The sequence below is a fragment of the Pseudonocardia sp. KRD291 genome, from assembly GCF_019263595.1.
Classification (GTDB): Bacteria; Actinomycetota; Actinomycetes; order Mycobacteriales; family Pseudonocardiaceae; genus Pseudonocardia.
Genome location: NZ_JADQDD010000070.1, coordinates 1 through 23,157, shown reverse-complemented (window position 1 = coordinate 23,157; position 23,157 = coordinate 1). Strand labels below are relative to the sequence as shown.

Sequence of the window (23,157 nt, the reverse complement as noted above, 5' to 3'; positions counted from 1 at the left end):
CGCGGACGCGCACGGCCTGGCCGCCACGAGCCTGCGCTACTTCAACGTCGCCGGTGCGCACGAGGGGTTCGGCGAGCGGCACGCCGTGGAGACCCACCTCATCCCGCTGGTACTGCAGGTGGCGCAGGGCACCCGGGAGTCGATCTCGGTGTTCGGCGACGACTGGCCGACGCCGGACGGCACCTGCGTGCGCGACTACATCCACGTCGACGACCTCGCCGACGCGCACCTGCTCGCCGTGGAGCAGGCCGTGCCGGGCCGGCACGACATCTACAACCTGGGCAGCGGCCAGGGCTTCTCGGTCCGTGAGGTGATCGAGGCCGCCCGCGCGGTCACCGGGCACCCGATCCCGGCCGTCACGGCACCGCGCCGTGCCGGTGACCCGGCCGTCCTCGTGGCCTCCAGCGACCGGGCCGCGGAGCAGCTCGGGTGGAAGCCCAGCCGCACCGACCTGCAGCGCATCGTCGGCGACGCCTGGGCGTTCGCCGGCAGCCGCGCCTGACCGGACGCCGGTCGTCACCGCGGCCGGCCGTAGGCCCGTTCGAGCAGGCTGCGCAGCGGGGCCGGACCGGCCACCCGGCGCAGCATCTCGTCCACGATCCCGGCCAGTCGGTGGGCCGGGAACGCGTCGAGGGCCCGCTGCACGGCGATCACCGCCAGTGCCCCGTCGCCGCGCAGCAGCGCGCAGGCCGCGAGCAGCGCCGCCGGGTCGGCGCACTCCGGGGCCGGCATCGACCGGGCCAACGCCGCCCACAGCTGCTCGGCGTGCGCAGCGTCCGGACCGAGGCAGTGCCGTACCGCGGCGTCGCGGACCGCGGGGACGTCGAACGCCGCACAGAAGCCCAGGACGGTGCGGTCGTCGACGACCAGCCGGCACCGGGCCGCGTCGTCGAGGCAGCCTCGCAGCAGCTCCAGGTGCTCCGCGGTGCGTTCGGGCCCCGGGTCGTCTCCCGCCGCGGCCCGCTCCCCGGCCCGGCCGAGCTCGGCGGCGCGCAACCCGGACCGCCGGCGCAGCACGGACTCGCTGTCGGCGGCGAGGACGTCCTGCAGCGCCGCCCGGTCCGGGAGCACGACGGCTCCCCGTCGCACCGCGGCGGCCGCGGCCTGCGTCGCCGCCGGGTCGGGCAGCACCCCGGTGCAGCCGCAACGCTGGCCCGGCAGGTCGAAGCAGGCCCAGGGGTCCCCGCGCCCGGTCCCGGCCGCCCACACCAGGACCTGCGGTTCGATCCCCGCCTCGAGCAGCATCGACCGCGTGGCGGCCGCCACGTCGCTGCGGTACGGGCCGGCGGACCCGGCCACCCCGCCGTCGACCACGACGACGGCGGCACCGGCCGGGACATCGGTGGCCAGCGCGCCGACCGCGTCCGCGCAGACGTACCCGACGTCGTCCGGCCGCGGCAGGTCGACCCGGATCGTGAGCCCCACCCGTCTCCCGTTCGGGCCCCCGAAGCCGACCAGCAGCAACGAGTCCCTCGGGTGGTAACCGATCAGCACCGGTAGCGACGCGACGAGGTCGCCCGTGCCGCTGACCCGCACCACGCCGAGGGTCGCCTCGGCGCCGACGAGCTCGGCGAGGTCGGTCGGGCCCGACAGGCCGTCGAGACGTTCGAGGTCGGCGAGGTCCCCTGCGGGGAGCCGGTCGTCGGGTACGGGAGAACCTGGGGAATCGGTGGTCATGGCGCGATCGTGCGCCGCGGCCCGGACGCGGCGGAGGTCGTTGGTCCGGACGGCTGTGCACCGTGGTGCCCGGGTCCGGGCCCCACGGCCACGTTGTGGACGAAGCCTCGGCGAACGGCCCAGCCCGGCGCGAGGTCGTCGGTGCCCTCATGTGTCGGGCGAGGGAGGCCGTGCCCCCGCGGGGCCCGCGGTCAGGTGCCGTCGCGCCGGTCCCGCGGCTCGTCGGCGGCCGTCCGGCGCTCGTCGCGCCCCTGGTGGCGGTCGTCGCGTCGTCGATGGCCGTGTCCGCCGGAGAACCCGTGGCCGCCGTAGGACCCGTGGCCGCCGTAGACGACCGCCCCGGCCAGCGGCACGAGCAGGAAGAACCACCACTCGCGGAACACCAGGAACAGCACCAGGGCGACGATCGGGCCGGCCGCGACGATCCGCGGGCCCCAGGTGTCCATCGCGCTCGGCCGGGCCGGATCGACCTCCGCGGGCGGTGCGGCGACCGGGGCCGGTGCCGCCCCGGGCAGTGCCGGGTGCGGCGCCGGGAGGTCGGTGAACAGCTCGGTCAGCTCGTGGGCGACCGAGGCGTTCGCGGCCCGGGCCGAGCGGTCCGCGTACTCCTGTACCTCCAGCCGTCCGGCGTTCAGGTGTTCGTTCAGTGCCGAGGCGGCCGACTCCCGCTCGGCGGTGCCGATCCGCATCTCCGGCCCCGGCCTGCCGGCCTCCACCGCGTCCCCCTGCGTCATACCCGCGAGCGTGCCACCACCGACCCCGCAGCGGAACGTCCGCAGCCCTCTGACCTGCACGGATCACGATCATGAGAACCGGACGGGAGGGGACGAGGAGGACGAAGCTCAGTCGCGCCGCGAGCTCCCCCGCGGCACCAGGTGGGCCTCGAGGACCGTGGACACGGCCGCGGCGTCCGGCTCCGCGATCCGGGCCAGGAGCAGGCGGGCGGCCTCGGACCCGATGGAGTGGGCCGGCTGCGCGACGACCGACAGCGGCGGCGTCACCGCACGGGTCCAGGGGGCGTCGTCGAAGGCGATGAGCCCGAGGTCGCGGCCGGGACGCAGCCCACGCTCGTTCATCGCCTCCAGCACCCCGATCGCCATCGCGCTGTTCGCCACCATCAGGGCGTCCGGCCGGTCCGCGCCGTCGAGTACCTCCCGCGCCACCTCCCGGGCCCCGAGGGGCCGGTAGTCGGCATGCCACTCGTGCTGCGGGGCCGCGGGGAGCCCGGCCGCGGCCAGCGCGTCGCGGTGGCCGTCGAGGCGCTCGTCGGCCGTCGCGACGCCGGCCGGGCCGGTGAGGCAGCCGATCCGCGAGTACCCCTGCGCGACCAGGTGCGCGGTGGCCTCGCGGGCCGCGGTGCGGTTGTCCACCAGCACCTGGTCCACGGTTCCACCGGCGTCACCGGGCACCGGGCGGTCCACCGCGACGACCGGGACGCGGCGGTCACGCAGCATCGCGACCCCGTCCACCGGCCCGCTCGGGGAGATCACCACCCCGGCCATCCGCTCCTGCAGCGCCACCTCGAGGTAGCGGCGTTCCTTGTCGGCGCTGTCGTCGGAGTTGCACAGCACGACCGAGTAGCCGGCGGTCTGCGCGGTGTCCTCCATCCCGCGTGCGAGCGAGGTGAAGAACGGGTTCTCCACGTCGGAGACGATCAGCGCCAGCACCGTGGTGACCTGCCGGCGCAGGTTGCGGGCCAGGCCGTTGGGCCGGTAGTCCAGCTCGCCCGCGGCCCGGAACACGCGTTCGGCCAGCAGCGGGTCCACCGTCGACTTGCCGTTGAACGCCCGGGACACGGTCGCCGTGGACACGCCCGCGAGCGCCGCCACGTCGGTGATGGTGGCCATGACCGCCCTCCCTCGCGCGGAACCGCCCGCCCGGGTCGGTGACGGACCCGGTAGGAAACGGGGCACGGAGCGATCCGGTCCGTCCGGGCGTCGACATCGGCACCCCGGGCCCGGAGGCGTTCTCGTCGACGGGGTGGGAACGATACCGGCCCCCGATGATCTCCCGCACGAGACCTCGTGACCGGGTGTTCACACACCCGCGCTTGCCCCGCCCCGGCGCGGCGACCAGTCTGACGGGCGAGCACACCGGCGGCCCGACCGGCACCGGCGCGACGAGTCTCGGGGGCACGGGTGTACGACTACGACCTGGTGGTGATCGGCTCCGGCCCCGGTGGGCAGAAGGCCGCGATCGCGGCGGCCAAGCTCGGCAAGCGGGTCGCGGTGGCCGACCGCGGCCACATGATGGGCGGCGTCTGCGTCAACACCGGGACGATCCCGTCCAAGACGCTGCGCGAGGCCGTTCTGTACCTGACCGGGTTCGCCCAGCGGGAGATGTACGGGGCCAGCTACCGGGTCAAGTCCGAGATCACCATCGCGGACCTGCTCGCCCGTACCCAGCACGTGATCGGCCGCGAGGTCGAGGTGGTGCGCAACCAGCTGATGCGCAACCACGTCGACATCCTGACCGGGACGGCGATGTTCACCGATCCGCACACGGTCGTCGTCCAGGGCCCCGGCCGCGGCGACCACAACCAGGTCACGGCCGAGAAGTTCGTGATCGCCACCGGTACCCGCCCGGCGCGCCCGGCCGAGGTGGAGTTCGACGGCGAGCACGTCGTGGACTCCGACCAGGTGCTCGAGCTCGGCCGGGTGCCGAGCTCGATGGTCGTCGTCGGCGCCGGGGTGATCGGCATCGAGTACGCGTCGATGTTCGCCGCGCTGGGCACGAAGGTCACCGTGGTGGAGAAGCGTCCCGCGATCCTGGACTTCTGCGACCCGGAGGTGGTGGAGTCGCTCAAGTTCCACCTGCGCGACTCGGCGGTGACGTTCCGGTTCTCCGAGGAGGTCTCGTCGGTGCAGGTCACCGACATGGGCACGATCACGAACCTGGCCAGCGGCAAGCGGATCCCGGCGGACATGGTGATGTACTCCGCGGGCCGCCAGGGCCTGACCGAGGCGCTGCACCTGGACAAGGCGGGCCTGTCGGCGGACGAACGCGGCCGGATCGAGGTCGACGCGAACTACCGCTCGTCGGTCGAGCACATCTACGCCGTCGGCGACGTGATCGGCTTCCCGGCGCTCGCCTCGACCAGCATGGACCAGGGCCGTCTCGCGGCCTACCACGCGTTCGGCGAACCGGCCCGCGAGCTGCGCGAGCTGCAGCCGATCGGCATCTACACGATCCCGGAGATCTCGTTCTGCGGCCGCACCGAGGCCGAGCTGACCGAGGCGGCGATCCCCTACGAGGTGGGCCTGTCGCGCTACCGGGAGCTGGCCCGCGGCGCGATCATCGGCGACTCCTACGGGATGCTCAAGCTGCTGGTCTCCACCGCGGACCGGACGCTGCTCGGCGTGCACGTGTTCGGCACCAACGCCACCGACCTGGTGCACATCGGGCAGGCGATCATGGGCTGCGGCGGGACCGTGGACTACCTGGTCGACACGGTGCTGAACTACCCGACGCTGTCCGAGGCCTACAAGGTCGCCGCGCTCGACGTCAGCAACAAGATCCGGGCGCTGGAGGCCTTCGAGAGGCGCGAGGCAGCGACGACCGCGGCGGACGCGACGGACGCGACGTCATCGGGCACGAACGGCGTCCCGGGTGCGCACGCGGATCAGGCGCCGTAGCGGAACCCGTGCTCGTCGAGCCACGGCTTCGGGTTGACCTTCGTCCCGCCCGGGGTGACGACCTCGATGTGCAGGTGCGGGCCGGTGGACTGGCCGCGGTTGCCGACCTCGGCGATCTGCTGCCCGGCCGAGACCTTCTCGCCCACCGTCACCAGGGACCGGTTGATGTGCCCGTACACGGTGACCGTGCCGTCGTCGTGGCGCACCCGGACCCACATCCCGAACCCGGACGCCGGCCCGGAGCTGATCACGGTGCCGGCCAGCGGGACGTTGATCGGGGTGCCGATCGGGGCGGCGATGTCCAGGCCCTTGTGCGCGGTCCCCCAGCGGGAGCCGAAGCCGGAGCTGACCCGCCCGGACACGATCTTGACCGCACCACCGGACGCGGACGAGGCGGCCTGGGTCGATCCGGACTCCGGGGCCTGCGCGGCGCTCGCGGCCGGAGCCGACCTCGCGGCGGTGGCCGCGGCGGCCGCGGCGGCGGCCTGCTCCGCGCGCAGCGCGCGGGCCGTCTCCCGGGCCTGCTGCGTGGCCGACGCGGCGCGCCCTGCGACATCGCGCACGCCCGCGCCGGTCAGCGCCGTCGCGGCCACGGACCGGGCCGGGGCGCCACCGGCGGCCCTGGCCGGTGTCGACCCGAGCGCCGCGATCGTGGCGGCGTCGGCGATCGGCGCGGCGTCGGGCGCATCGCGCGGGGCGGGGACCGCGATGTCGGCTGCGCCGGTGGCGAACCAGCCGGAGACCTCCTCGGCGTCGGGCAGCAGCGTGCCCTGCGTCGAGAGGTGCGCGGTGCCGGCGACGGCGGAGACGGCGAGGACCGCGGCCGCGACCCGGCCGGACGGGGTGCCCAGCGGCGACGACGACCGGGAGTGCCGGACGTAGGGGCCGCCGGTACGGAAGCCGGCGGCTCCTCCGGCCCCTGTCACCGCGAACTGCGGTGACAGGAGCCCGAGGTTCGCGCGACGGCCCTGGGGGGAGCGATGCCGTGCCACGGTCAACCTTTCCGGAACACGCGCTGGCCGGACTTCCCGTGGGGAGCGGGAGGACTCGATCGGGGGTTCGAGTCGCGTCCGTTTCGTGACCAGTTCGTGATCTGAGAGCCACGCTAACCCGACACGCCGGAGGTTTGAACACGATCGAGTGGTCCCGGAGACCACCGGAAGGTCGCCGGCGACGAGCGGGATGCGCAGCCGCCGGAGCCGGTCCACCTGCCGTTCACCGCGTGTTGCGGACCACCGTTGCCCCGTCGCACCCGCTCCGACCTGCGACGTCGACGAACGGCACGCGCAGGCGAGCGGCCGGCCGGGGACGCGGTCGGGGCGGGGAAGGTCAGCCCACGGCCGCGAGCGCGTCGATCTCCACGAGCATCACCTCGTGCGGGAGGCCGACGAACACCGTCGTCCGGGCGGGCAGCTCGCCGCTGGGAACGTACCGGGCCACGAACTCGCCGTAGGCGGCGTTCATCGCGGCGAAGTCCTCGCGCCGGGTCAGGTAGACGCGGAACATCAGCACGTCCTCCACCGACGACCCGCCCGCCTCCAGGATCGCGCGGACGTTCTCCAGCGTCCGGGTGGTCTGGGCCGCGACGTCACCCTCGGCGATGTAGGCCTTCGTGGCCGGGTCCATCGGGCCCTGGCCGGAGACCTGCAGCAGCCCTCCCTTGCGTACCCCCTGGCTGAAGGTGTGCGCCGGGGCGGGCGCGTCGTTCGTGGTCACCACGGTTTTGCTCACGGATGTCCTCTCGGGGTGGGCCGCCAGCCGTGCTCACCCGAGATCCGCTCGGTGACGGCCAGCAGCGACGGGACGAGCGCCAGGAGCGCGTCGTCGTTCATGACGATGTCGGGGACCGACACCGAGACGGCGGCCACGGCGCGGCCGGAGGCACCGCGGACGGGCGCGGCGATGCAGTTGATCGAGGGCTCGTTCTCCTCGGCGTCGTGCGCCCAGCCCTGCTCGCGCACCCGGGCGAGCTCGGCCAGGTAGCCCTCCCGGGTGGTGATCGTGTTCGGGGTGGCCCGGGCGAAGCCGGTGCCGGCCAGCACCCGTTCCAGCTCGGCCGGGGGCAGGTCGGAGACGAGCACCTTCCCGGCCGCCGTGGAGTGCACCGGGGCGCGCAGCCCGATCCGCGACGCCATCCGCACGTGGTCGTGCGACTCCAGCTTGTCGATGTAGACGATCTCGCTGCCGACCAGCTCCGAGAGGTGCGTGGTGCGGCCGTGCTCGGCGTTGAACGCGGCCAGGTGCGGCGCCGCGATCGTGCGCACCTCGTGCTGGTCGAGGCCACGCGAGGACAGCTCGAACAGCCGGGCACCGAGGTGGTAGCGCTGCGCGCCGTCGCGGTGCACGAAGTGGTCGGCGGCCAGCGTGCGCAGCAGCCGCAGCACCGTCGTCTTGTGCACCTCGAGCGCGGACGCGAGGTCGTCCAGCGACGCCGGCCCGTCCCCGAGATGCACCAGGATCCGCAGCGCCTTGTCCACGCTGCTCACCGGACGCCCTCGCGGAACCCGTCGGCGTCGACCCGCACGTCGGACCACTCCCGCTCGGTCGCCTCGAGCAACGACTCCGGCAGCGGACCTCGCAGGGGACCTCGCAGCGGCGGCGCGGAGTCGGTCGCCACGGTGAGCACCGCGGCCGCACCGAGGTGACCGCGCCGCAGACACCGCGGCAGCGGCTCGCCGCGGACGAGCCCGGTGACCAGGCCGGCGGCGAACGCGTCGCCCGCCCCGACCGGTTCGACGACGTCCACCTGCAGCGCGGGCCGGGACACGACCTCGCCGTCCCGGGTGATCGCGAGTGCACGGCGCGCACCGTCCTTGAGCACCAGCAGCTCGGGCGCGGGCAGCAGCCGGCGCAGCGCGGCGGGGTCGTCGGTCCCGCAGACCCGGCGCGCCTCGTCGGCGCCGAGGAGCACGACGTCGGCGCGCTGCGCCAGGCGCAGCACCGGCGCGGGGTCCCCGGCGGGCCACATCTGCTCGCGCCAGTTGACGTCGAACACCAGCCGGCCCGGCCGGGGCGCGGCGAGCAGCGTGGTCATCATCGCCGCGCAGCTCTGCGACAGGGCGGCGGTGATGCCGCCGACGTGCACGACCGGTGCCGCCGCCAGGCGCCGCGCCACCGCGGGCAGCCCCAGGAAGTCCGGACCCATCGCGGACGCGGCCGAGCCCGCCCGCAGATAGTGCATGCGGGTGGCAGGTTCCCCGTCCACCCCGGCCCCGACGGACTTGGCGTAGCGACCGGTGGGCCGGGACGGGTCGGTCTGCACGCCCGCGGTGTCCACCCCGCGCCCGTCGAGCTGCGCACGCACCACCGCGCCGAACCCGTCGGCGCCGAGCCGTCCGACCCAGGTGACCGGCACGCCCGCGGCGGCGAGCCCGCACGCCACGTTGACCTCGGCACCGGCGGCGGTCGCCGCGCCGGGGCCCGCCGCCAGGTCCGGCACCAGGGCCAGCGCCTCGCCGAGGCACACGACGGGCGCCGCTCGCGGGCCGTTCCGATCCATCCGCTGCACTCCCGTACCCGTTGACGCCTCGACGGCGGCGATGCTACAACCACCGGAGCATTAAACGCAACACAGGTTGCAGTATACGCAATCATGCTGGTCACACCGAGAGAAGGACCCGTCATGACGGGCACGACCACACCAACGGGCACACCCCCGGGCACACCCCCGGGCCTGGCCCTGGACGCGCTCTCCGACGCCCGGCCCGGCCCGCTCGCCAAGTCGCTGCCGGCGGCCGCGGACACCACCGTCGGCGCGTTCCTCGCGACGGCGCCGCGGCTGTCCGCGTTCGGCACCCCGCTGCTCGTCCTGGACGGTGCCGCGCTGCGCGACAACGCCGCACACCTGGCCGGCTGGTGCGCCGAGCGCGGTGTCGGCCTCGCCCCGCACGGCAAGACGACGATGGCACCCGCGCTCTGGGACCTGCAGCTGCGCGCCGGCGCATGGGGCATCACCGTGGCCACGCCCTCGCAGCTGCGGGTAGCGCTCGCGTTCGGGGTCCGGCGGGTCCAGCTGGCCAACACCCTCGTCGACCCGCACGCGGTCGCCGCCGTCGCCGCGGCGCGCGACGCCGACCCCGATCTGGAGATCCTGAGCTGGGTCGACTCGCCGGACGCGGTCGCGGCGATGGAGGCCGCCCTGGGGTCGGCGCAGGACTCGGCTCCGGCCCGCCCGCTCACCGTGCTGGTCGAGCTCGGCGGCGACGGCGGCCGGACCGGGGCCCGCACCGTCGCCGAGGCGCAGCGGGTCGCGGCGGCCGTCGTGGCCAGCCCGGTGCTGCGCCTCGGCGGGGTCGGCGGGTACGAGGGCGCCCTGGCCCACGACTCCTCGCCCGCCGCGCTCGCCGCCGTCCGCGGGTACCTGGAGCGGATGGCGCAGCTGCACCGCGCGCTGGCCGGGGAGTACGAGACGGCCGAGGTCGTGGTCACCGCCGGTGGCAGCGCCTACTTCGACGAGGTCGCGGACGTCCTCGCCGGCCTCGCCGACGACCGGACCCGGGTGCTGCTGCGCTCGGGCGCCTACCTGGTGCACGACGACGGCTTCTACCGCGGCATCTCCCCGTTCGCCCGCGGCGCGGGCACGCCGCTGCGCCCGGCGATGCACGCCTGGGCCCGCGTGGTGTCCACCCCGGAGCCCGGGCTCGCGCTGCTCGACGCCGGCAAGCGCGACGTCCCGTTCGACGAGGGGCTGCCCGAGCCGCAGCTGCTCGCCGACGCGCTCGGGTCGCCCGCCGTCGCGCTGACCGGCGAGATCACCGCCGTCAACGACCAGCACGCGTTCCTGCGCACCGACGCCGCCGTCCGGGTCGGGCAGGTGGTGCGCCTGGGCCTGTCACACCCGTGCACCGCGTTCGACAAGTGGCAGTGGATCCCGGTCGTGGAGCCGGGCGGCGACGACCCGGTCGTCACCGACCTCGTGCGGACCTACTTCTGATGCGCACGCTGATCCGCGGGGCCGACGTCGTCGACGGCACCGAGTCGCCCCGCTACCGCGCCGACGTGCTGCTCGACGGCGGCCGGATCGCCGCGATCGGCCGCCCCGACGGCCCCGCCGACCGCGTCGTCGACGCGGGCGGGCTGGTGCTGGCCCCCGGCTTCATCGACATGCACGCCCACTCCGACCTGCAGATCCTCACCGCGCCCGACCACCTGGCCAAGATCGGACAGGGCGTCACCACCGAGCTGCTCGGCCAGGACGGCCTGTCCTACGCCCCGGTCGACGACGACGTGCTCGCGGTGCTCCGCCGCAAGATCGCCGGCTGGAACTCCGACCCGCACGACTTCGACTTCAGCTGGCGCAGCGTCGGCGAGTACCTGGACCGCCTCGACGAGGGCATCGCCGGCAACGCCGCCTACCTGGTCCCGCACGGCGTCGTCCGGGCGCTGGTGTGCGGCTGGGACGACGTGCCCGCCTCCGCCGACGACATCGCCGCGATGGCGGCGATCGTGCGCACCGGGATGGAACAGGGCGCCCTCGGGCTCTCCGCCGGGCTGACCTACACCCCGGGGATGTACGCCGACAACGCCGAGCTGCTCGCGCTGTGCACCGTGGTCGGCGAGATGGGCGGCTTCTTCGCCCCGCACCACCGCAGCTACGGCAGGGGCGCGCTCGAGGCATACGCGGAGATGATCGACCTGACGGTCCGCGCCGGCTGCCCGCTGCACCTGTCGCACGCGACGCTGAACTTCGGGCCGAACGCCGGGCGGGCCGGCGAGCTGATCACCCTGCTGGACGACGCGATCGCCGCCGGCGCGGACATCACCCTCGACACCTACCCGTACCTGCCGGGCGCGACCACCCTGTCCGCGGTGCTGCCGAGCTGGTCCTCGGCAGGCGGCCACGCCGCGACCCTGGCCCGGCTGCGCGACCCGTCCGCGCTGGCCCGGATCCGCGAGGACCTCGAGGTCCACGGCTCGGACGGCTGCCACGGGGTCGTCGCGGAGTGGGACACGATCGAGATCAGCGGCGTCACCAACCCCGAGCTCGCCGGCACGGTCGGGCGCAGGATCGCCGACATCGCCGGCGACCGTGACAGGGACGGGGACCCGTTCGACGTGTTCGTCGACCTGCTCCTGCGCGACGACCTCGGGACCGGGATCCTGCAGCACGTCGGGCACGAGGAGAACGTCCGGGCGATCATGGCCCACCCGCGGCACACCGGCGGCAGCGACGGGCTCCTGGTCGGCGCGAAGCCGCACCCCCGGGCCTGGGGGACGTTCCCGCGCTATCTCGCCCGCTACTGCCGCGAGCTGGAGCTGTTCTCGCTGGAGGAGTGCGTCGGGCACCTGACCGGCCGGGCCGCCGCCCGGCTGCGGCTGCGCGACCGCGGCCTGGTCCGCACCGGCTACGCGGCCGACCTGGTCCTGTTCGACCCGCGGACGGTGACCGACACGGCCACGTTCGCCGACCCCGCCCGGCAGCCCGCCGGCATCCCCTACGTGTTCGTCAACGGCGAGCTCGCCGTCGACGACGCACGCCGCACCGAGGCCATGGCCGGGCGCGCACTGCGCCGCCGGCCGGACGGGAGCACCGCATGATCCTCACCTGGCTGCAGCAGGACACGGCGGGCCTGCTCACGCTCGCCGCCGTCAGCGTCGCCGTCCTGCTCCTGCTGATCATCAAGCTGAAGCTGGAACCGTTCATCTCGCTGATCATCGTCAGCGTGGCGGTCGCGCTCGTCGCCGGCATCTCGGTCACCGACCTGGTCGGGACCCCGATCAAGTCGTCGAGCTCGCTGCTCGAGTCCGGGTTCGCCGGCATCCTCGGGCACATCGCGCCGATCATCGGTCTCGGCACCGTGCTCGGGGCGATCCTGGAGCGCTCCGGCGGCGCCGACGTCCTGACCCGGCGCCTGCTGTCGCTGTTCGGGCCGCGCGGCGCGCCGCTCGCGATGGGCCTGACCGGGCTCATCCTCGGCATCCCGGTGTTCTTCGACATCGGCATCTTCGTGCTGGCGCCGCTGGTCTACGTGGCCGCACGGCGCGGCGGACGCTCGCTGGTGCTCTACGCGATGCCGATGCTCGCCGGCCTGTCGATGACCCACGCGTTCCTCCCGCCGCACCCGGGCCCGGTCACCGCGGCCGGCCTGTTCAACGTGGACATGGGCTGGATCATCCTGATGGGGCTGGTCTGCGGCATCCCGGCGTGGCTGGTCAGCGGCGTGTGGTGGGGCTCGTTCATCGGCCGCCGCGTGCTCGTCGAGATCCCGGAGGACGCGGTGGTCGGCGAGACCGGCTCCGCGGGCCCGGGGCCCCGGCCCACCGACGACGCCGCGCCCACCCCGGGCGGGACCGTCGCGACGGCCACCGACACCGTCGCGCGCAGCGCGGAACCGACGTCCCCGCCGTCGGTCGGGCTGATCGGCGCGATCATCGCCGTCCCGCTGGTGCTGATCCTCGGCGCGACCGTGGGCACGATCGCGCTGCCGGACGGCTCCGGCCTGCGCTCGGTGCTGGTCCTGCTCGGCACACCGGCCATCGCGCTGACGATCGCGGTGCTGCTGGCGATGTACCTGCTCGGGACACGCCGGGGCACGAGCGTGGCCGAGCTGGGCCGGATCAGCGGCGAGTCGCTGCGCCCGATCGGCATGATCCTGCTGGTCGTCGGCGCCGGCTCGTTCTTCGGCGCGGTGCTCAAGGCCACCGGCGTCGCCGACGCGCTGGCCGGCTCGATGAGCGCGATCGGCCTGCCGCTGATCGCGTCGGCGTACCTGATCAGCGCCGCGCTGCGGCTCGCCCAGGGGTCGGCGACGGTCGCGATCGTGACCACCGCCGGGATCATCGGCCCGAGCGTGACCGCGGGCGGCTACTCGCAGGCCCAGATCGCGCTGCTCGTCGTCGCGGTGTCGGCCGGGTCGATCATCGCCAGCCACGTCAACGACGGCGGGTTCTGGATCGTGGCGAAGTACTTCAACATGTCGGTCAAGCAGACCCTCAAGACCTGGACCGTGCTGGAGACGATCCTCTCGGTCGTCGGCTTCGCGGCCGCCGGCCTGATGTGGCTGGTGGTCTGAGGCGGTCCGCGGCGACCGCCGCGAGCGGGGCGACGGCGGCGGTGCCGGCCAGCGACCCCACGAGCACCATCGTCGCCCCGACCGCCCACAGACCGCTCGTGTCCGACGGGACGGCGGTCAGCGACCAGGCCCCGGTGAACGCCACCGGCACCACCGCGAGGACCACCCACACCGGCAGCCACCGGGTCGCCACGACCACGACGGCGATCAGGCTCACCACCACGCCCGCCACCTGCCAGAGCGCCCACGGCCCGGTCGCCGTGCCCGTCACCGGGTCCACGTCGCGGCGCAGGTCCCAGGCCGTCCAGGCCCACCAGCTCACCGCGGTCGCGAGGGCGAGCAGCTCCGTTCCGAGCAGCCGTCGGGTGCCGTGCAACAGCCGGTCGCCGTCCACGAGGGTCCTCCTCCGGTGTCGTTGCGCCGGGGTCGTTGCTCCGGTGTCGATCCTCGATGCTCGCCGCCGCACCCGGACGACGGGATCCGTGTTCCTACCTACGCCAGGCCTGCCGGCAGGAACCTGGGCGCGTGCGGACCCGTTCGGCCCACACGGTGAACGAGCTCCGCGACCGGACCCGACCCCCTCGGCGGTTGCCGCCCCCACCGGGGCGCGGGTGGGATGGAGCCGTGCTCCGCTTCCTGCTCCCCGTGCTGGCCTGCGCGCTGCTGCTCGTCGGTCTCGCACCGGTGGCGTCGGCGGCGGAGCGGGACACGGCGGTGGGGGCAGCTGCAGGGGCACCGGTCGACTACGTCGCGCTCGGCGACTCCTACGCCGCGGGGGTCGGGGCGGCACCGGACGGGAGCAGCGGCGACTGCCGGCGCAGCGAGCGCTCCTACCCCGCCCGGTTCGCCGCGGCCACCGACCCGGCCACGTTCGTCTCCGTCGCGTGCAGCGGCGCGACCGCAGGGCAGGTGCTGCTCAGGCAGGTCCGCACGGTCTCCCGGCAGACCGACCTGGTGACGATCACCGTGGGCGGCAACGACACCGGTTTCGCGCCGGTCATGGGCCTGTGCAGCACGGTGCGCAAGGACGAGGACTGCGAACGCGCCGTCCGCGGGGGTGAACGGGCCGCGCGGTACCTCGTGCCGGTCGGGCTGACCGCGATCATCGCCGCGGCGAAGGTGCAGTCGCCGACGGCACGGATCGTGGTGCTGGGCTACCCGCGCCTGTTCGCGCCGGGCGAGGCCTGCGACGTCGCGCTGGTGCCGAACGCGGCCCGTCGCGCGTCCCTGAACCGCGCCGCCGACACGCTCAACGCCTCGCTGCGCGCCACCGCGACCCGCTTCGGCGCCCGCTTCGCCGACGTCTCCGGCGCGTTCGCCGAGCACGGGGTCTGCAGCGCCGACCCGTGGATCAACGGACCGAGCGCCCCGCAGGCCACCGGCAACTACCACCCGACCCGGGTCGGCTACGCCCGCGGTTACCTGCCCGCGCTGCGCAGCGCCGCCCCGCGCACCTGAGTGGGGAGACGTCCGGGTCGATCCCGGACTCAGCCCGCGGACGTGACCGCGGCGAGGATCTGCGCGAACGCCGCCTCGGCCAACGCGGCCATCTCCGCGTCCGTGCGGTCCTGGATGGGGTGCGCGACGAACACCGCGGGCACCTCGGCGTACCCGAGCGCGCGGGCCTGCGTGGCAGCGGCGTCGACGAACTCGGTGGAGGCGACGAACGCGGTCACCACACCCTGGGCCTCCAGGGCGACGAAGTCGTGCACACTGCACGACGTGCACGAGCCTCAATCGGCCAGTGCCTCGATCACCACGTCACACCGGGTGCCGATCTCGCGGCGCAGGTCCGGGGGCATCGGCTTGGTGAACGTCGGCTTGGCGTAGCGGGACACCGCCACCCCGCGCCCGGCGAGCAGCGTCTCGAGCCGGTCGAGGAACTCGGGCCCGCGTGGTTTGGAGATGTCGAGCAACCCGACGCGCAGCCCGGTCAGGTCCCTCGGGCGCTGCAGTGCGGTCCGGTGTGCCGGCGCGCGTTCACCGGTGGGGTCCAGGATGATCACGGTCGTACCTCCCTCGTGACGGGTGTGCTCCCGCCGGGGCCGCCGACCCAGCCGCCGATCACCGACGAGAACATGCCGGCTCCGCCGCCGGCGTGCACCAGCATCAGGCCCCCGTGCCGGAACTTCGGCACCGGGCCGGAGAGCCGGTCGGCGGGGACGCCCTCCTCGATGCCGCCCGCCCCGCGGACGATCTCGGCCGGGTCCAGCAGCAACGCCTCGGCCAGCGCGGCCTCGAGGTCGGCCCGCGACCACCCGGCGCCGGCGAACACCCGCGCGTGCTCGGGGCAGACGACCAGCGTGGCGTCGAAGGCACGCGGCGACTTGGGGTGCGAGACGCCGCGCAGTCCCTGCGCCAGCGAGCGGGCCAGAGACTCCGGCGTGCGCGAGATCTGATCGGCCAGGCCGCGCGGCCCCTCGGCGGCGAACACGGTCACCGCCGAGACCCCGGGCGCGACCCCGCGGGAGACCGACAGCGGCTCCCAGGGCGAACCCGCCTCGTCCTCGGCGAAGCTGAACCCGAGCTTGCCGGGGTGTCCGAGCGCCGCACGGTCCACCCCGCCGGGACGCCCGCCGCCGACGTTGCGGATCACCAGCTGCAGCGCGCGCCCGATCGTGGAGTTGGCGCGGTTGCCCTGGCCCAGCGCGTTGCCGCGGGCGTTCATCCCGATCTCGGCGGCGACCGGTCCGTTGACCACGACCGCCGGGCCTGCTCCCCAGGTGGTGGCGAGCAGACCGTGCGCGTTGAACTCGTCGGTGCACGCCGCCTCGACCGCGGCCAGCACCACCGGCAGGTACTCCGGACGGCACCCGGCCAGCACCGCGTTCACCGCGACCTTCTCCACCGTGACCTCGACGAGGTCCGGGGGCACCGTGGCGACGATCTCGCCCGGGTCGCGGGCGGTGCCCTCCAGCATCCGCAGCACCCGCGCCGGGGTGGGCGCCACGACCGGGAGCCCGTCGGAGAAACCCCGGTCGAACAGGGCCTCGGCCTCGTCCTCCAGGGCGGTCAGCTCGATCTGCCGGGCGCGCAGCGAGGAGCCACGGGTGCGGACCAGCAGCTCGTCGGCGAACTCCGGGTCGCCGGTGCGCGAACCGCAGCCGGGCCGGTGTTCGGGCAGCGCGGGGCCCAGGCCGGTGATCCCGGCGAGCTCCTCCCAGGCCGGGCGGGACCAGCCCTCGGTCCGGGCGGTCTCGGCCCCGCCGTCGAACCGCAGCAGCGTGGGTACCGTCCGCACGTCCAGCGCGAGGCTGGTCTCCAGCGCGGTGTCGTCGTGTACCGCCATCCCGTCGGGGAACGCGGGGTCGTCCTGCGAGTAGACGGTCAGACCGGGCAGCGAGGCCAGCACCGGCGCCACCAGCACACAGGTGGGGCAGTCCCGCTTGACGACCGCGACCAGGCCGTCCCGCGGCAGATCGTCGACGATCTCGGGCACGTCGGCAGTCTAGCCCCGGCACACGGCACACGGCGGACGTGATCTGGGCGGGCAGCTGCTCACGGCCCCGCGCCGGCTGCCTCCCGCCGGATGCCGCTCACGGGATTTCGCTCGCCAACTCTCTCGGTTCGTGAGCGAATTCCTGGGGAGAACCTCGCGGGAGGCGGGCGCCGGGATCGGCGGCGAACGACGCGCGCTCCCGGCATCCGCCTCCCGCCGTCACCGACCGACCGTCACCGGCGCACCCCCGAGACGACGGGTGATCTCGTGCGCGGTGCGCCGCACCGTCCCGGCGAGCTCCGGCCAGGTCTGCCCGCACGCCGGGTCGCACAGGTGCCGGAACGTCACGCTCAGAGCCGCGACCGCGTGCCCGTCCGGGCCGAGGACCGGGTGCGCGACGGAGGCGAACCCCGGGCTGACCTCGCCGTCCTCGCACGCCCACCCGCGGCGTCGTTCCGCGGCCAGCGTCGCGTGCAGGGCACGCAGCGACGACGGGCCGCGCGCGGTCCGGCGCTGCAGCGGGGTGCCGGTGGAGAGCAGTGCGCGGAGCTGGGCCCGTCCGGTGCCGGCGAGCACGGCCCGTCCGGAGGCGGTCAGGTGCGCTGGCAGCCGCACCCCGACTGCCGTCACCAGCCCCTCCGGACGGGCCGGGCTCTCGCGTAGCAGGTAGAGCAGCTCCCGGCCGTGCAGCACGCCCAGGTGCGCGTCGTGGCCGACGCGTTCGACCAGGCGTCGCAGCAGCGGCGCGGCGAGCTTCTCCAGCGGGTCGTGACGCAGGTAGGCCGACCCGACCTCGAACGCGGCCATGCCGAGCCCGTAGCGCTGCTGCTCGGGCAGGTGCACCACGAATCCGGCCACCTCCAGCTCGGTGAGCAGGTGATAGACCGTCGAGCGGGGCAGCTGCAGCGACGTCGCGATCGTCGACGCCGCCATCGGCCCGTGGTGCGCGGCGAGCAGCCGCAACACCGACAGCCCGCGGCGCAGCGCCGGTACTCCACCGCTCACCGGCGACCCTCCCGTTGTCTGGGATCCGAGACACGAGCAGTGTGCACCCCCTCGCACCGGCGCCGTCGAGGCGCTGCACTGGAGCACGCGATCCCGGAGCGGGACGCCGGGTGCAACGGGAGGTCGCGGGCGATGGGCTCAGGTACGGGAGCGGCGCGGGGCACGCAGATCACGGCACGGAGCTGGGCCACCGAGGGCGCGCTGCGGATGCTGGACAACAACCTCGATCCCGAGGTGGCCGAACGACCCGAGGACCTCGTCGTCTACGGCGGCACCGGCAAGGCCGCCCGCGACCACGCGAGCCTGGCCGCGATCCGCCGCTGCCTGGTCGACCTCGAGTCCGACGAGACGCTGCTCGTGGCGTCCGGGCGCCCGGTCGGGGTGTTCCGTACCCACGAGTGGGCGCCGCGGGTGCTGCTGGCCAACTCGAACCTGGTCGGCGACTGGGCGACCTGGCCGGAGTTCCGGCGTCTCGAGCAGCTCGGGCTGACCATGTACGGGCAGATGACGGCCGGTTCGTGGATCTACATCGGCAGCCAGGGCATCCTGCAGGGCACCTACGAGACGTTCGCCGCCGTCGCCCGCTCCCGGTTCGGCGGGTCGCTGGCCGGCACGCTGACGCTGACCGCGGGCCTGGGCGGCATGGGCGGCGCGCAGCCGCTGGCCGTGACCATGAACGGCGGCACGGCGCTGGTCGTGGAATGCGACCCGGCCCGCGCACGGCGCCGCGTCGAGTCCGGCTACCTCGACGAGGTCGCCCCCGACCTGGACGCCGCGCTGGCCCGGGTGTCGGCGGCACGCGCGGCCCGGGAGGCGGTGTCGGTCGCGGTGATCGGGAACGCCGCGCAGGTGCTGCCCGAGATCCGTCGCCGCGGCGCGGAGGTGGACGTCGTCACCGACCAGACCTCGGCGCACGACCCGCTGTCCTACCTGCCGATCGGGGTCGAGCTCGCCGACTGGGCGGAGTACGCGCGGAACAAGCCCGAGGAGTTCACCGACCGGGCGCGCGAATCGATGGCCACCCACGTCGAGGCCATGCTGGCGTTCCGCGACGACGGCGCCGAGGTGTTCGACTACGGCAACTCGATCCGCGGCGAGGCCCGCCTGGCCGGCGTCACGCGGGCGTTCGACATCCCCGGGTTCGTGCCGGCCTACATCCGGCCGCTGTTCTGCGAGGGCAAGGGCCCGTTCCGGTGGGCGGCGCTGTCCGGCGACCCGGCCGACATCGCCGCCACCGACCGCGCCGTGCTGGAGCTGTTCGGCGACGACGAGCCGCTGGCCCGCTGGATGCGCCTGGCCGCTGAGAAGGTCCGCCACCAGGGCCTGCCGGCGCGGATCTGCTGGCTCGGCTACGGCGAGCGGGCGCGGGCCGGGGAGCGGTTCAACGACATGGTCGCCTCCGGAGCGCTGTCCGCGCCGGTCGTGATCGGGCGCGACCACCTCGACTCCGGCAGCGTCGCATCGCCGTACCGGGAGACCGAGGCGATGGCCGACGGCTCGGACGCGATCGCGGACTGGCCGCTGCTCAACGCGCTGCTCAACACCGCGTCCGGCGCGAGCTGGGTGTCGCTGCACCAGGGCGGCGGCGTCGGGATGGGCCGGTCGATCCATGCCGGGCAGGTCTGCGTCGCCGACGGCACCGACCTGGCCGGGCGCAAGATCGCCCGGGTGCTCACCAACGACCCGGGGACCGGCGTGATCCGCCACGTCGACGCCGGGTACGCCCGCGCGGTCGAGGTCGCCGACGAGCGCGGGGTCCGGATCCCGATGCGGGAGCAGGGATGAATGCCGTCGAGCTGCTCGCGGAGATCACCGACGTCGGGCGGGACCGGACGCGCGGCGGGTACTCGCGGCACCTCGCGACCGCCGCCGGGTCGGACCTGCGCGACTGGTTCGCCGAGCAGGCGCGGCGGCGCGGCCTGGACGTCGAGACCGACCGCAACGGCAACGTCTGGGCCTGGTGGGGCGCCCCCGGCCCGGACGCCGTCGTGACCGGCAGCCACCTGGACTCCGTGCCCGGCGGCGGTGCGTTCGACGGGCCGCTGGGCGTGGCGAGCGCGCTGGCCGCGGTGCAGGACCTGGCCGGGCGCGGGTTCGCACCGGCCCGACCGCTCGCGGTCGTGGTGTTCGCCGAGGAGGAGGGCGGCCGGTTCGGCGTGCCCTGCCTGGGCTCGCGGCTGCTCACCGGCGACCTCGACGCCGACCGGGCCCGCGCGTTGCGCGACGCCGACGGCGTGAGCCTGGCCGATGCGCTGACCGCACGCGGCGACGACCCGTCCACCCTGGGGCCGGACCCGGAGCGGCTCGCGCGGGTCGGCCGGTTCGTGGAGCTGCACGTCGAGCAGGGCCGCGCCCTGGACGTGCCGGTCGGGATCGGGTCGGCGATCGTCGCGCACGGGCGCTGGCGGCTGAGGTTCACCGGGCGCGGCGACCACGCCGGCACGACCGCCCTGACCGACCGCCGCGACCCGATGATCCCGGCCGCGGCCACCGTCCTGGCCGCGCGGCGGGCCGCCGCCCGCGCCGGCGACACCCGCGCCACCGTCGGACGCCTGGTGCCCAACCCCGGCGGCACGAACGTGATCGCGTCCTCGGTGGACCTGTGGCTCGACGTGCGCACCCCCGCCGGGGACCCGGGCCCGGTGGTCGACGACGTGCTGGGCGCGGCGCGCGAGGCCGCGCACGCCGAGGGCTGCACGGTCGCGCTCACGGTCGAGTCCCTCTCCCCCGCCGTCACCTTCGACGACGCCCTCGCCGCGCGGCTCGCCGCCGCCGTCCCGGGTGCCCCGATGCTGGCCACCGCGGCCGGGCACGACGCCGGGGTGCTCGCCGCGCACGTCCCGGCCGGGATGCTGCACGTGCGCAACCCGACCGGCGTCAGCCACGCCCCGGACGAGCACGCCGAGGACGGCGACGTCGAGTGCGGCGCCCGCGCGCTCGCCGACGTCCTCGAGGAGCTGGCCCGATGACCGTCCTGTGGTGCGAGCACGCCTGGCTGCCGGACGGGCCCGCGGACGCCGTCGCGATCGAGGTCACCGACGGCCGGATCGCCGCGGTCCGCCCCGGTGCGCCGCGGGCGGGGACGGTGTTGCCCGGCATCACCCTGCCCGGCTTCGCGAACGCCCACTCGCACGCCTTCCACCGCGCTCTGCGTGGGCATCCCTCCCCGGACGCCCGCTCGTTCTGGACCTGGCGCGACGACATGTACCGGATCGCCGACCGTCTCGACCCGGACTCCTACCGCCGACTGGCCACCGCCGTCTACGCGGAGATGGCGCTGGCCGGCTACACGAGCGTCACCGAGTTCCACTACCTGCACCACGGCCCCGGCGGGGCACCCTACGACGACCCGAACGCGATGGGCCACGCGCTCGTCGACGCCGCCGCGGCGGCCGGGATCCGGCTCACCCTGCTCGACACCTGCTACGTCACCGGCGGCTTCGGCGAGGCGCTGTCCCCGGTGCAGCGCCGCTTCGCCGACGCCCACGCCGACGCCTGGGCCGAGCGCCTGGACCCGTTCGTCAAGGTCGACGACGGCGACCGGGTCCGCCTCGGCGCGGCCGTGCACTCGGTGCGGGCCGTGCCCGAGTCGGAGCTGCCGATCATCGCCGAGTGGTCGGCCGGGGGCCCCCTGCACGTGCACCTGTCCGAGCAGAGGGCCGAGAACGAGGCCTGCCTGGCCTTCTACGGCCGGACCCCGACCGCCGTCCTGGACTACGGGGGCGTGCTCGGCCCGGACACCGTCGCCGTGCACGCCACCCACCTGACCGGCGACGACCTCACCCGCCTCGCCGCATCCGGGACCCGGGTGTGCCTGTGCCCGACCACCGAACGCGACCTCGGCGACGGCATCGGGCCCGCCTCCGAGCTGCACGACGCCGGGGTCGGGCTGTGCCTGGGCAGCGACAGCCAGGCCGTCGTCGACCCGTTCGAGGAGGCCCGCGGCATGGAGATGCACGAGCGGCTCGCGCACGGGGTACGGCAACGATTCTCGCCCGCGCAGCTGCTGCACGCCGCCACCGACGGCGCGGCGCCGGCCGTCGGCGCCCCGGCCGACCTCGTCACCGTCGCCCTGGACTCGGTCCGCACCGCCGGCACCGCGCCGCTCGGGGTGCTGCACGCGGGCGGCGCCGCCGACGTCACCGACGTCATGGTCGGCGGCCGGTGGGTCGTGCGCGAGCGGGTCCACCAGGGCGTCGATGCGCCGGCGGCCGCGCTCGCCGCCGAGATCACCGCACTGCGGGAGGACTGACGTGTCGACCCTGATCACCGGCATCGCCGAGCTCACCACGCACGACCCGGACGGCCCGGACGGTCTCGGGAGCGGGGACGGGCCGTTCGCCCTCGTCACCGACGGCGGCCGGGTCGCCTGGACCGGACGCGCCGCCGACGCGCCGGCCGCCGACGAGCGCGTCGACGTGGAGGGGCGCGCCGTGTTGCCCGGGTGGGTGGACAGCCACACCCACCTGGTCTTCGCCGGGGACCGCGGCGCGGAGTTCGCGGCCCGGATGGCGGGCGAGCCCTACGCCGCGTCCGGGATCCGCACCACCGTCGAGGCCACCCGCGCCGCGTCCGACGACGCCCTCGAGGCGGGTCTGCGCCGGCACGTCGACGAGGCCGCCCGGCAGGGCACCACCTGCCTGGAGACCAAGACCGGCTACGGGCTCACCGTCGCCGACGAGGCGCGCGCGGCCCGGCTGGCCGCCGCGGTGGTCGACGAGGTCACGTTCCTCGGCGCGCACGTCGTGCCCGCCGGCGCCGAGCCGGGCGCCTACCTCGACCAGGTCTGCGGCCCGATGCTCGACGCCGTCGCCGCGCACGTCGGCTGGATCGACGTGTTCTGCGAACACGGCGCGTTCGACGAGGAGTCCTCGGCGCGGGTGCTGCGCGCCGGCGCCGCGGCCGGGCTGGGCCTGCGGGTGCACGGCAACCAGCTCGGCACCGGGCCGGGAGTGCGCCTCGCCGTCGCGCACGGTGCCGCCAGCGTCGACCACTGCACGCACCTGAGCGGCGACGACGTCGACGCGCTCGCCGGATCGGACACCGTCGCGACGCTGCTCCCGGCGTGCGACCTGTCCACCCGCCAGCCCCCGGCGCCGGCCCGGCGCCTCGCCGACGCCGGGGCGACGATCGCCCTGGCCAGCAACGCCAACCCCGGCAGCTCCTGGACGACGTCGATGCCGCTGTGCGTCGCGCTGGCCGTGCTGCAGGGCGGGCTCTCGGTCGCCGAGGCCGTCCGCGCGGCGACCCTGGGCGGGGCGCGCGCGCTGCGCCGCACCGACGTCGGCACCCTGGCCGTCGGGGCCCGCGCGGACGTGCAGGTCCTCGACGCCCCGTCGGTCGCCCACCTGGCCTACCGTCCGGGAGTCCCCCTGACCTGGGCGGTATA

21 protein-coding genes are annotated in these 23,157 nt (G+C 75.1%); 10 read left to right on the top strand and 11 right to left on the bottom strand.

The window, feature by feature from the left end:
* On the top strand, positions 1 to 502 hold a 502-nt coding region (locus tag I4I78_RS12535), incomplete at its 5' end, for an NAD-dependent epimerase/dehydratase family protein (protein WP_218611461.1).
* A gap of 14 nt (positions 503 to 516) precedes the next feature.
* On the opposite strand, the gene I4I78_RS12530 is transcribed toward I4I78_RS12535, so the two are convergent.
* The 3 genes from I4I78_RS12530 to I4I78_RS12520 form a co-directional block, all read right to left on the bottom strand.
* Positions 517 to 1,677: a DUF4192 domain-containing protein gene (locus tag I4I78_RS12530; RefSeq protein WP_218611460.1), complete on the bottom strand. Its 1,161-nt coding sequence runs from the start codon at positions 1,675 to 1,677 to the stop codon at positions 517 to 519.
* A 191-nt stretch (positions 1,678 to 1,868) separates the two neighbouring features.
* Positions 1,869 to 2,411, bottom strand: coding sequence for a DUF1707 domain-containing protein (locus I4I78_RS12525; protein ID WP_218611459.1), 543 nt, complete (start codon positions 2,409 to 2,411; stop codon positions 1,869 to 1,871).
* 108 nt (positions 2,412 to 2,519) lie between these two features.
* On the bottom strand, positions 2,520 to 3,524 hold the full coding sequence (locus I4I78_RS12520; protein WP_218611458.1) for a LacI family DNA-binding transcriptional regulator: 1,005 nt from the start codon (positions 3,522 to 3,524) through the stop codon (positions 2,520 to 2,522).
* Positions 3,525 to 3,815: 291 nt separating this feature from the next.
* Between I4I78_RS12520 and sthA the strand changes: the two genes are divergently transcribed.
* Positions 3,816 to 5,312 (top strand): Si-specific NAD(P)(+) transhydrogenase, encoded by a 1,497-nt coding sequence (sthA, locus tag I4I78_RS12515; RefSeq protein ID WP_218611457.1) that lies wholly within the window; start codon positions 3,816 to 3,818, stop codon positions 5,310 to 5,312.
* Here the strand turns inward: sthA and I4I78_RS12510 are convergent.
* The 4 genes from I4I78_RS12510 to I4I78_RS12495 all read right to left on the bottom strand — a co-directional run bounded on the left by I4I78_RS12510 (position 5,300) and on the right by I4I78_RS12495 (position 8,811).
* Complete coding sequence (locus I4I78_RS12510) at positions 5,300 to 6,304, bottom strand: M23 family metallopeptidase (protein WP_308252060.1); 1,005 nt, start codon at positions 6,302 to 6,304, stop codon at positions 5,300 to 5,302. The genes sthA and I4I78_RS12510 overlap by 13 nt on opposite strands.
* A gap of 337 nt (positions 6,305 to 6,641) precedes the next feature.
* Positions 6,642 to 7,043 carry a RidA family protein gene (locus tag I4I78_RS12505; protein WP_218611456.1) on the bottom strand — a complete coding sequence of 134 codons (402 nt, stop codon included), beginning with the start codon at positions 7,041 to 7,043 and terminating at the stop codon, positions 6,642 to 6,644.
* On the bottom strand, positions 7,040 to 7,798 hold the full coding sequence (locus I4I78_RS12500; RefSeq protein ID WP_218611455.1) for an IclR family transcriptional regulator: 759 nt from the start codon (positions 7,796 to 7,798) through the stop codon (positions 7,040 to 7,042). Before I4I78_RS12500 ends, I4I78_RS12505 begins: the two co-directional genes overlap by 4 nt.
* Positions 7,795 to 8,811, bottom strand: a complete 1,017-nt coding sequence (locus I4I78_RS12495) for a sugar kinase (RefSeq protein ID WP_218611454.1) — start codon at positions 8,809 to 8,811, stop codon at positions 7,795 to 7,797. The genes I4I78_RS12500 and I4I78_RS12495 overlap by 4 nt, the downstream gene beginning before the upstream one ends.
* A 123-nt stretch (positions 8,812 to 8,934) precedes the next feature.
* Here I4I78_RS12495 and I4I78_RS12490 point away from each other — a divergent pair, with 123 nt between their 5' ends.
* From I4I78_RS12490 to I4I78_RS12480, 3 genes are read left to right on the top strand one after another with little or no spacing between them, the layout of a single operon-like run.
* Positions 8,935 to 10,245 carry an alanine racemase gene (locus tag I4I78_RS12490; RefSeq protein WP_218611453.1) on the top strand — a complete coding sequence of 437 codons (1,311 nt, stop codon included), beginning with the start codon at positions 8,935 to 8,937 and terminating at the stop codon, positions 10,243 to 10,245.
* Complete coding sequence (locus I4I78_RS12485; RefSeq protein WP_218611452.1) at positions 10,245 to 11,849, top strand: amidohydrolase family protein; 1,605 nt, start codon at positions 10,245 to 10,247, stop codon at positions 11,847 to 11,849. Before I4I78_RS12490 ends, I4I78_RS12485 begins: the two co-directional genes overlap by 1 nt.
* Positions 11,849 to 13,324 (top strand): GntP family permease, encoded by a 1,476-nt coding sequence (locus I4I78_RS12480; RefSeq protein ID WP_218611462.1) that lies wholly within the window; start codon positions 11,849 to 11,851, stop codon positions 13,322 to 13,324. Before I4I78_RS12485 ends, I4I78_RS12480 begins: the two co-directional genes overlap by 1 nt.
* Here I4I78_RS12480 and I4I78_RS12475 read toward each other — a convergent pair.
* Positions 13,245 to 13,718, bottom strand: coding sequence for a hypothetical protein (locus tag I4I78_RS12475; RefSeq protein WP_218611451.1), 474 nt, complete (start codon positions 13,716 to 13,718; stop codon positions 13,245 to 13,247). The two genes, I4I78_RS12480 and I4I78_RS12475, sit on opposite strands and share 80 nt — an antisense overlap.
* Positions 13,719 to 13,948: 230 nt before the next feature.
* Here I4I78_RS12475 and I4I78_RS12470 point away from each other — a divergent pair, with 230 nt between their 5' ends.
* Entirely contained in the window at positions 13,949 to 14,782 is an 834-nt protein-coding gene (locus I4I78_RS12470) for an SGNH/GDSL hydrolase family protein (RefSeq protein WP_218611450.1), read from the top strand.
* A 29-nt stretch (positions 14,783 to 14,811) separates the two neighbouring features.
* Here the strand turns inward: I4I78_RS12470 and I4I78_RS33570 are convergent, their stop codons facing one another.
* The 3 genes from I4I78_RS33570 to I4I78_RS12450 all read right to left on the bottom strand — a co-directional run bounded on the left by I4I78_RS33570 (position 14,812) and on the right by I4I78_RS12450 (position 17,768).
* On the bottom strand, positions 14,812 to 15,330 hold the full coding sequence (locus tag I4I78_RS33570) for a UGSC family (seleno)protein (RefSeq protein ID WP_308252059.1): 519 nt from the start codon (positions 15,328 to 15,330) through the stop codon (positions 14,812 to 14,814).
* Positions 15,327 to 16,763, bottom strand: coding sequence for a thioredoxin family protein (locus I4I78_RS12455; RefSeq protein WP_218611447.1), 1,437 nt, complete (start codon positions 16,761 to 16,763; stop codon positions 15,327 to 15,329). Before I4I78_RS12455 ends, I4I78_RS33570 begins: the two co-directional genes overlap by 4 nt.
* Positions 16,764 to 16,982: 219 nt before the next feature.
* On the bottom strand, positions 16,983 to 17,768 hold the full coding sequence (locus I4I78_RS12450) for an IclR family transcriptional regulator (RefSeq protein ID WP_308252058.1): 786 nt from the start codon (positions 17,766 to 17,768) through the stop codon (positions 16,983 to 16,985).
* Between the two features lie 132 nt (positions 17,769 to 17,900).
* On the opposite strand from I4I78_RS12450, the gene hutU reads away from it, so the two are divergent.
* The 4 genes from hutU to hutI form a co-directional block, all read left to right on the top strand.
* A complete protein-coding gene (gene hutU / locus I4I78_RS12445) occupies positions 17,901 to 19,553 on the top strand; it encodes a urocanate hydratase (RefSeq protein ID WP_218611446.1) in 1,653 nt (550 codons plus the stop codon).
* Complete coding sequence (locus I4I78_RS12440) at positions 19,550 to 20,737, top strand: allantoate amidohydrolase (RefSeq protein ID WP_218611445.1); 1,188 nt, start codon at positions 19,550 to 19,552, stop codon at positions 20,735 to 20,737. Before hutU ends, I4I78_RS12440 begins: the two co-directional genes overlap by 4 nt.
* Positions 20,734 to 22,020, top strand: coding sequence for a formimidoylglutamate deiminase (locus I4I78_RS12435; protein WP_218611444.1), 1,287 nt, complete (start codon positions 20,734 to 20,736; stop codon positions 22,018 to 22,020). Before I4I78_RS12440 ends, I4I78_RS12435 begins: the two co-directional genes overlap by 4 nt.
* 1 nt (position 22,021) lies before the next feature.
* Positions 22,022 to 23,157: imidazolonepropionase (gene hutI / locus I4I78_RS12430; RefSeq protein WP_218611443.1), on the top strand; the 1,136-nt coding region annotated here is incomplete at its 3' end.

Excerpts from the sequence above, each read along its gene's own strand:
- I4I78_RS12530 (WP_218611460.1), bottom strand. The coding sequence starts at position 1,677 with ATGACCACCGATTCCCCAGGTTCTCCCGTACCCGACGACCGGCTCCCC.
- I4I78_RS12525 (WP_218611459.1), bottom strand. The coding sequence starts at position 2,411 with ATGACGCAGGGGGACGCGGTGGAGGCCGGCAGGCCGGGGCCGGAGATG.
- I4I78_RS12520 (WP_218611458.1), bottom strand. The coding sequence starts at position 3,524 with ATGGCCACCATCACCGACGTGGCGGCGCTCGCGGGCGTGTCCACGGCG.
- I4I78_RS12495 (WP_218611454.1), bottom strand. The coding sequence starts at position 8,811 with ATGGATCGGAACGGCCCGCGAGCGGCGCCCGTCGTGTGCCTCGGCGAG.
- I4I78_RS12490 (WP_218611453.1), top strand. The coding sequence starts at position 8,935 with ATGACGGGCACGACCACACCAACGGGCACACCCCCGGGCACACCCCCG.
- I4I78_RS12485 (WP_218611452.1), top strand. The coding sequence starts at position 10,245 with ATGCGCACGCTGATCCGCGGGGCCGACGTCGTCGACGGCACCGAGTCG.
- hutU (WP_218611446.1), top strand. The coding sequence starts at position 17,901 with ATGGGCTCAGGTACGGGAGCGGCGCGGGGCACGCAGATCACGGCACGG.
- I4I78_RS12440 (WP_218611445.1), top strand. The coding sequence starts at position 19,550 with ATGAATGCCGTCGAGCTGCTCGCGGAGATCACCGACGTCGGGCGGGAC.
- I4I78_RS12435 (WP_218611444.1), top strand. The coding sequence starts at position 20,734 with ATGACCGTCCTGTGGTGCGAGCACGCCTGGCTGCCGGACGGGCCCGCG.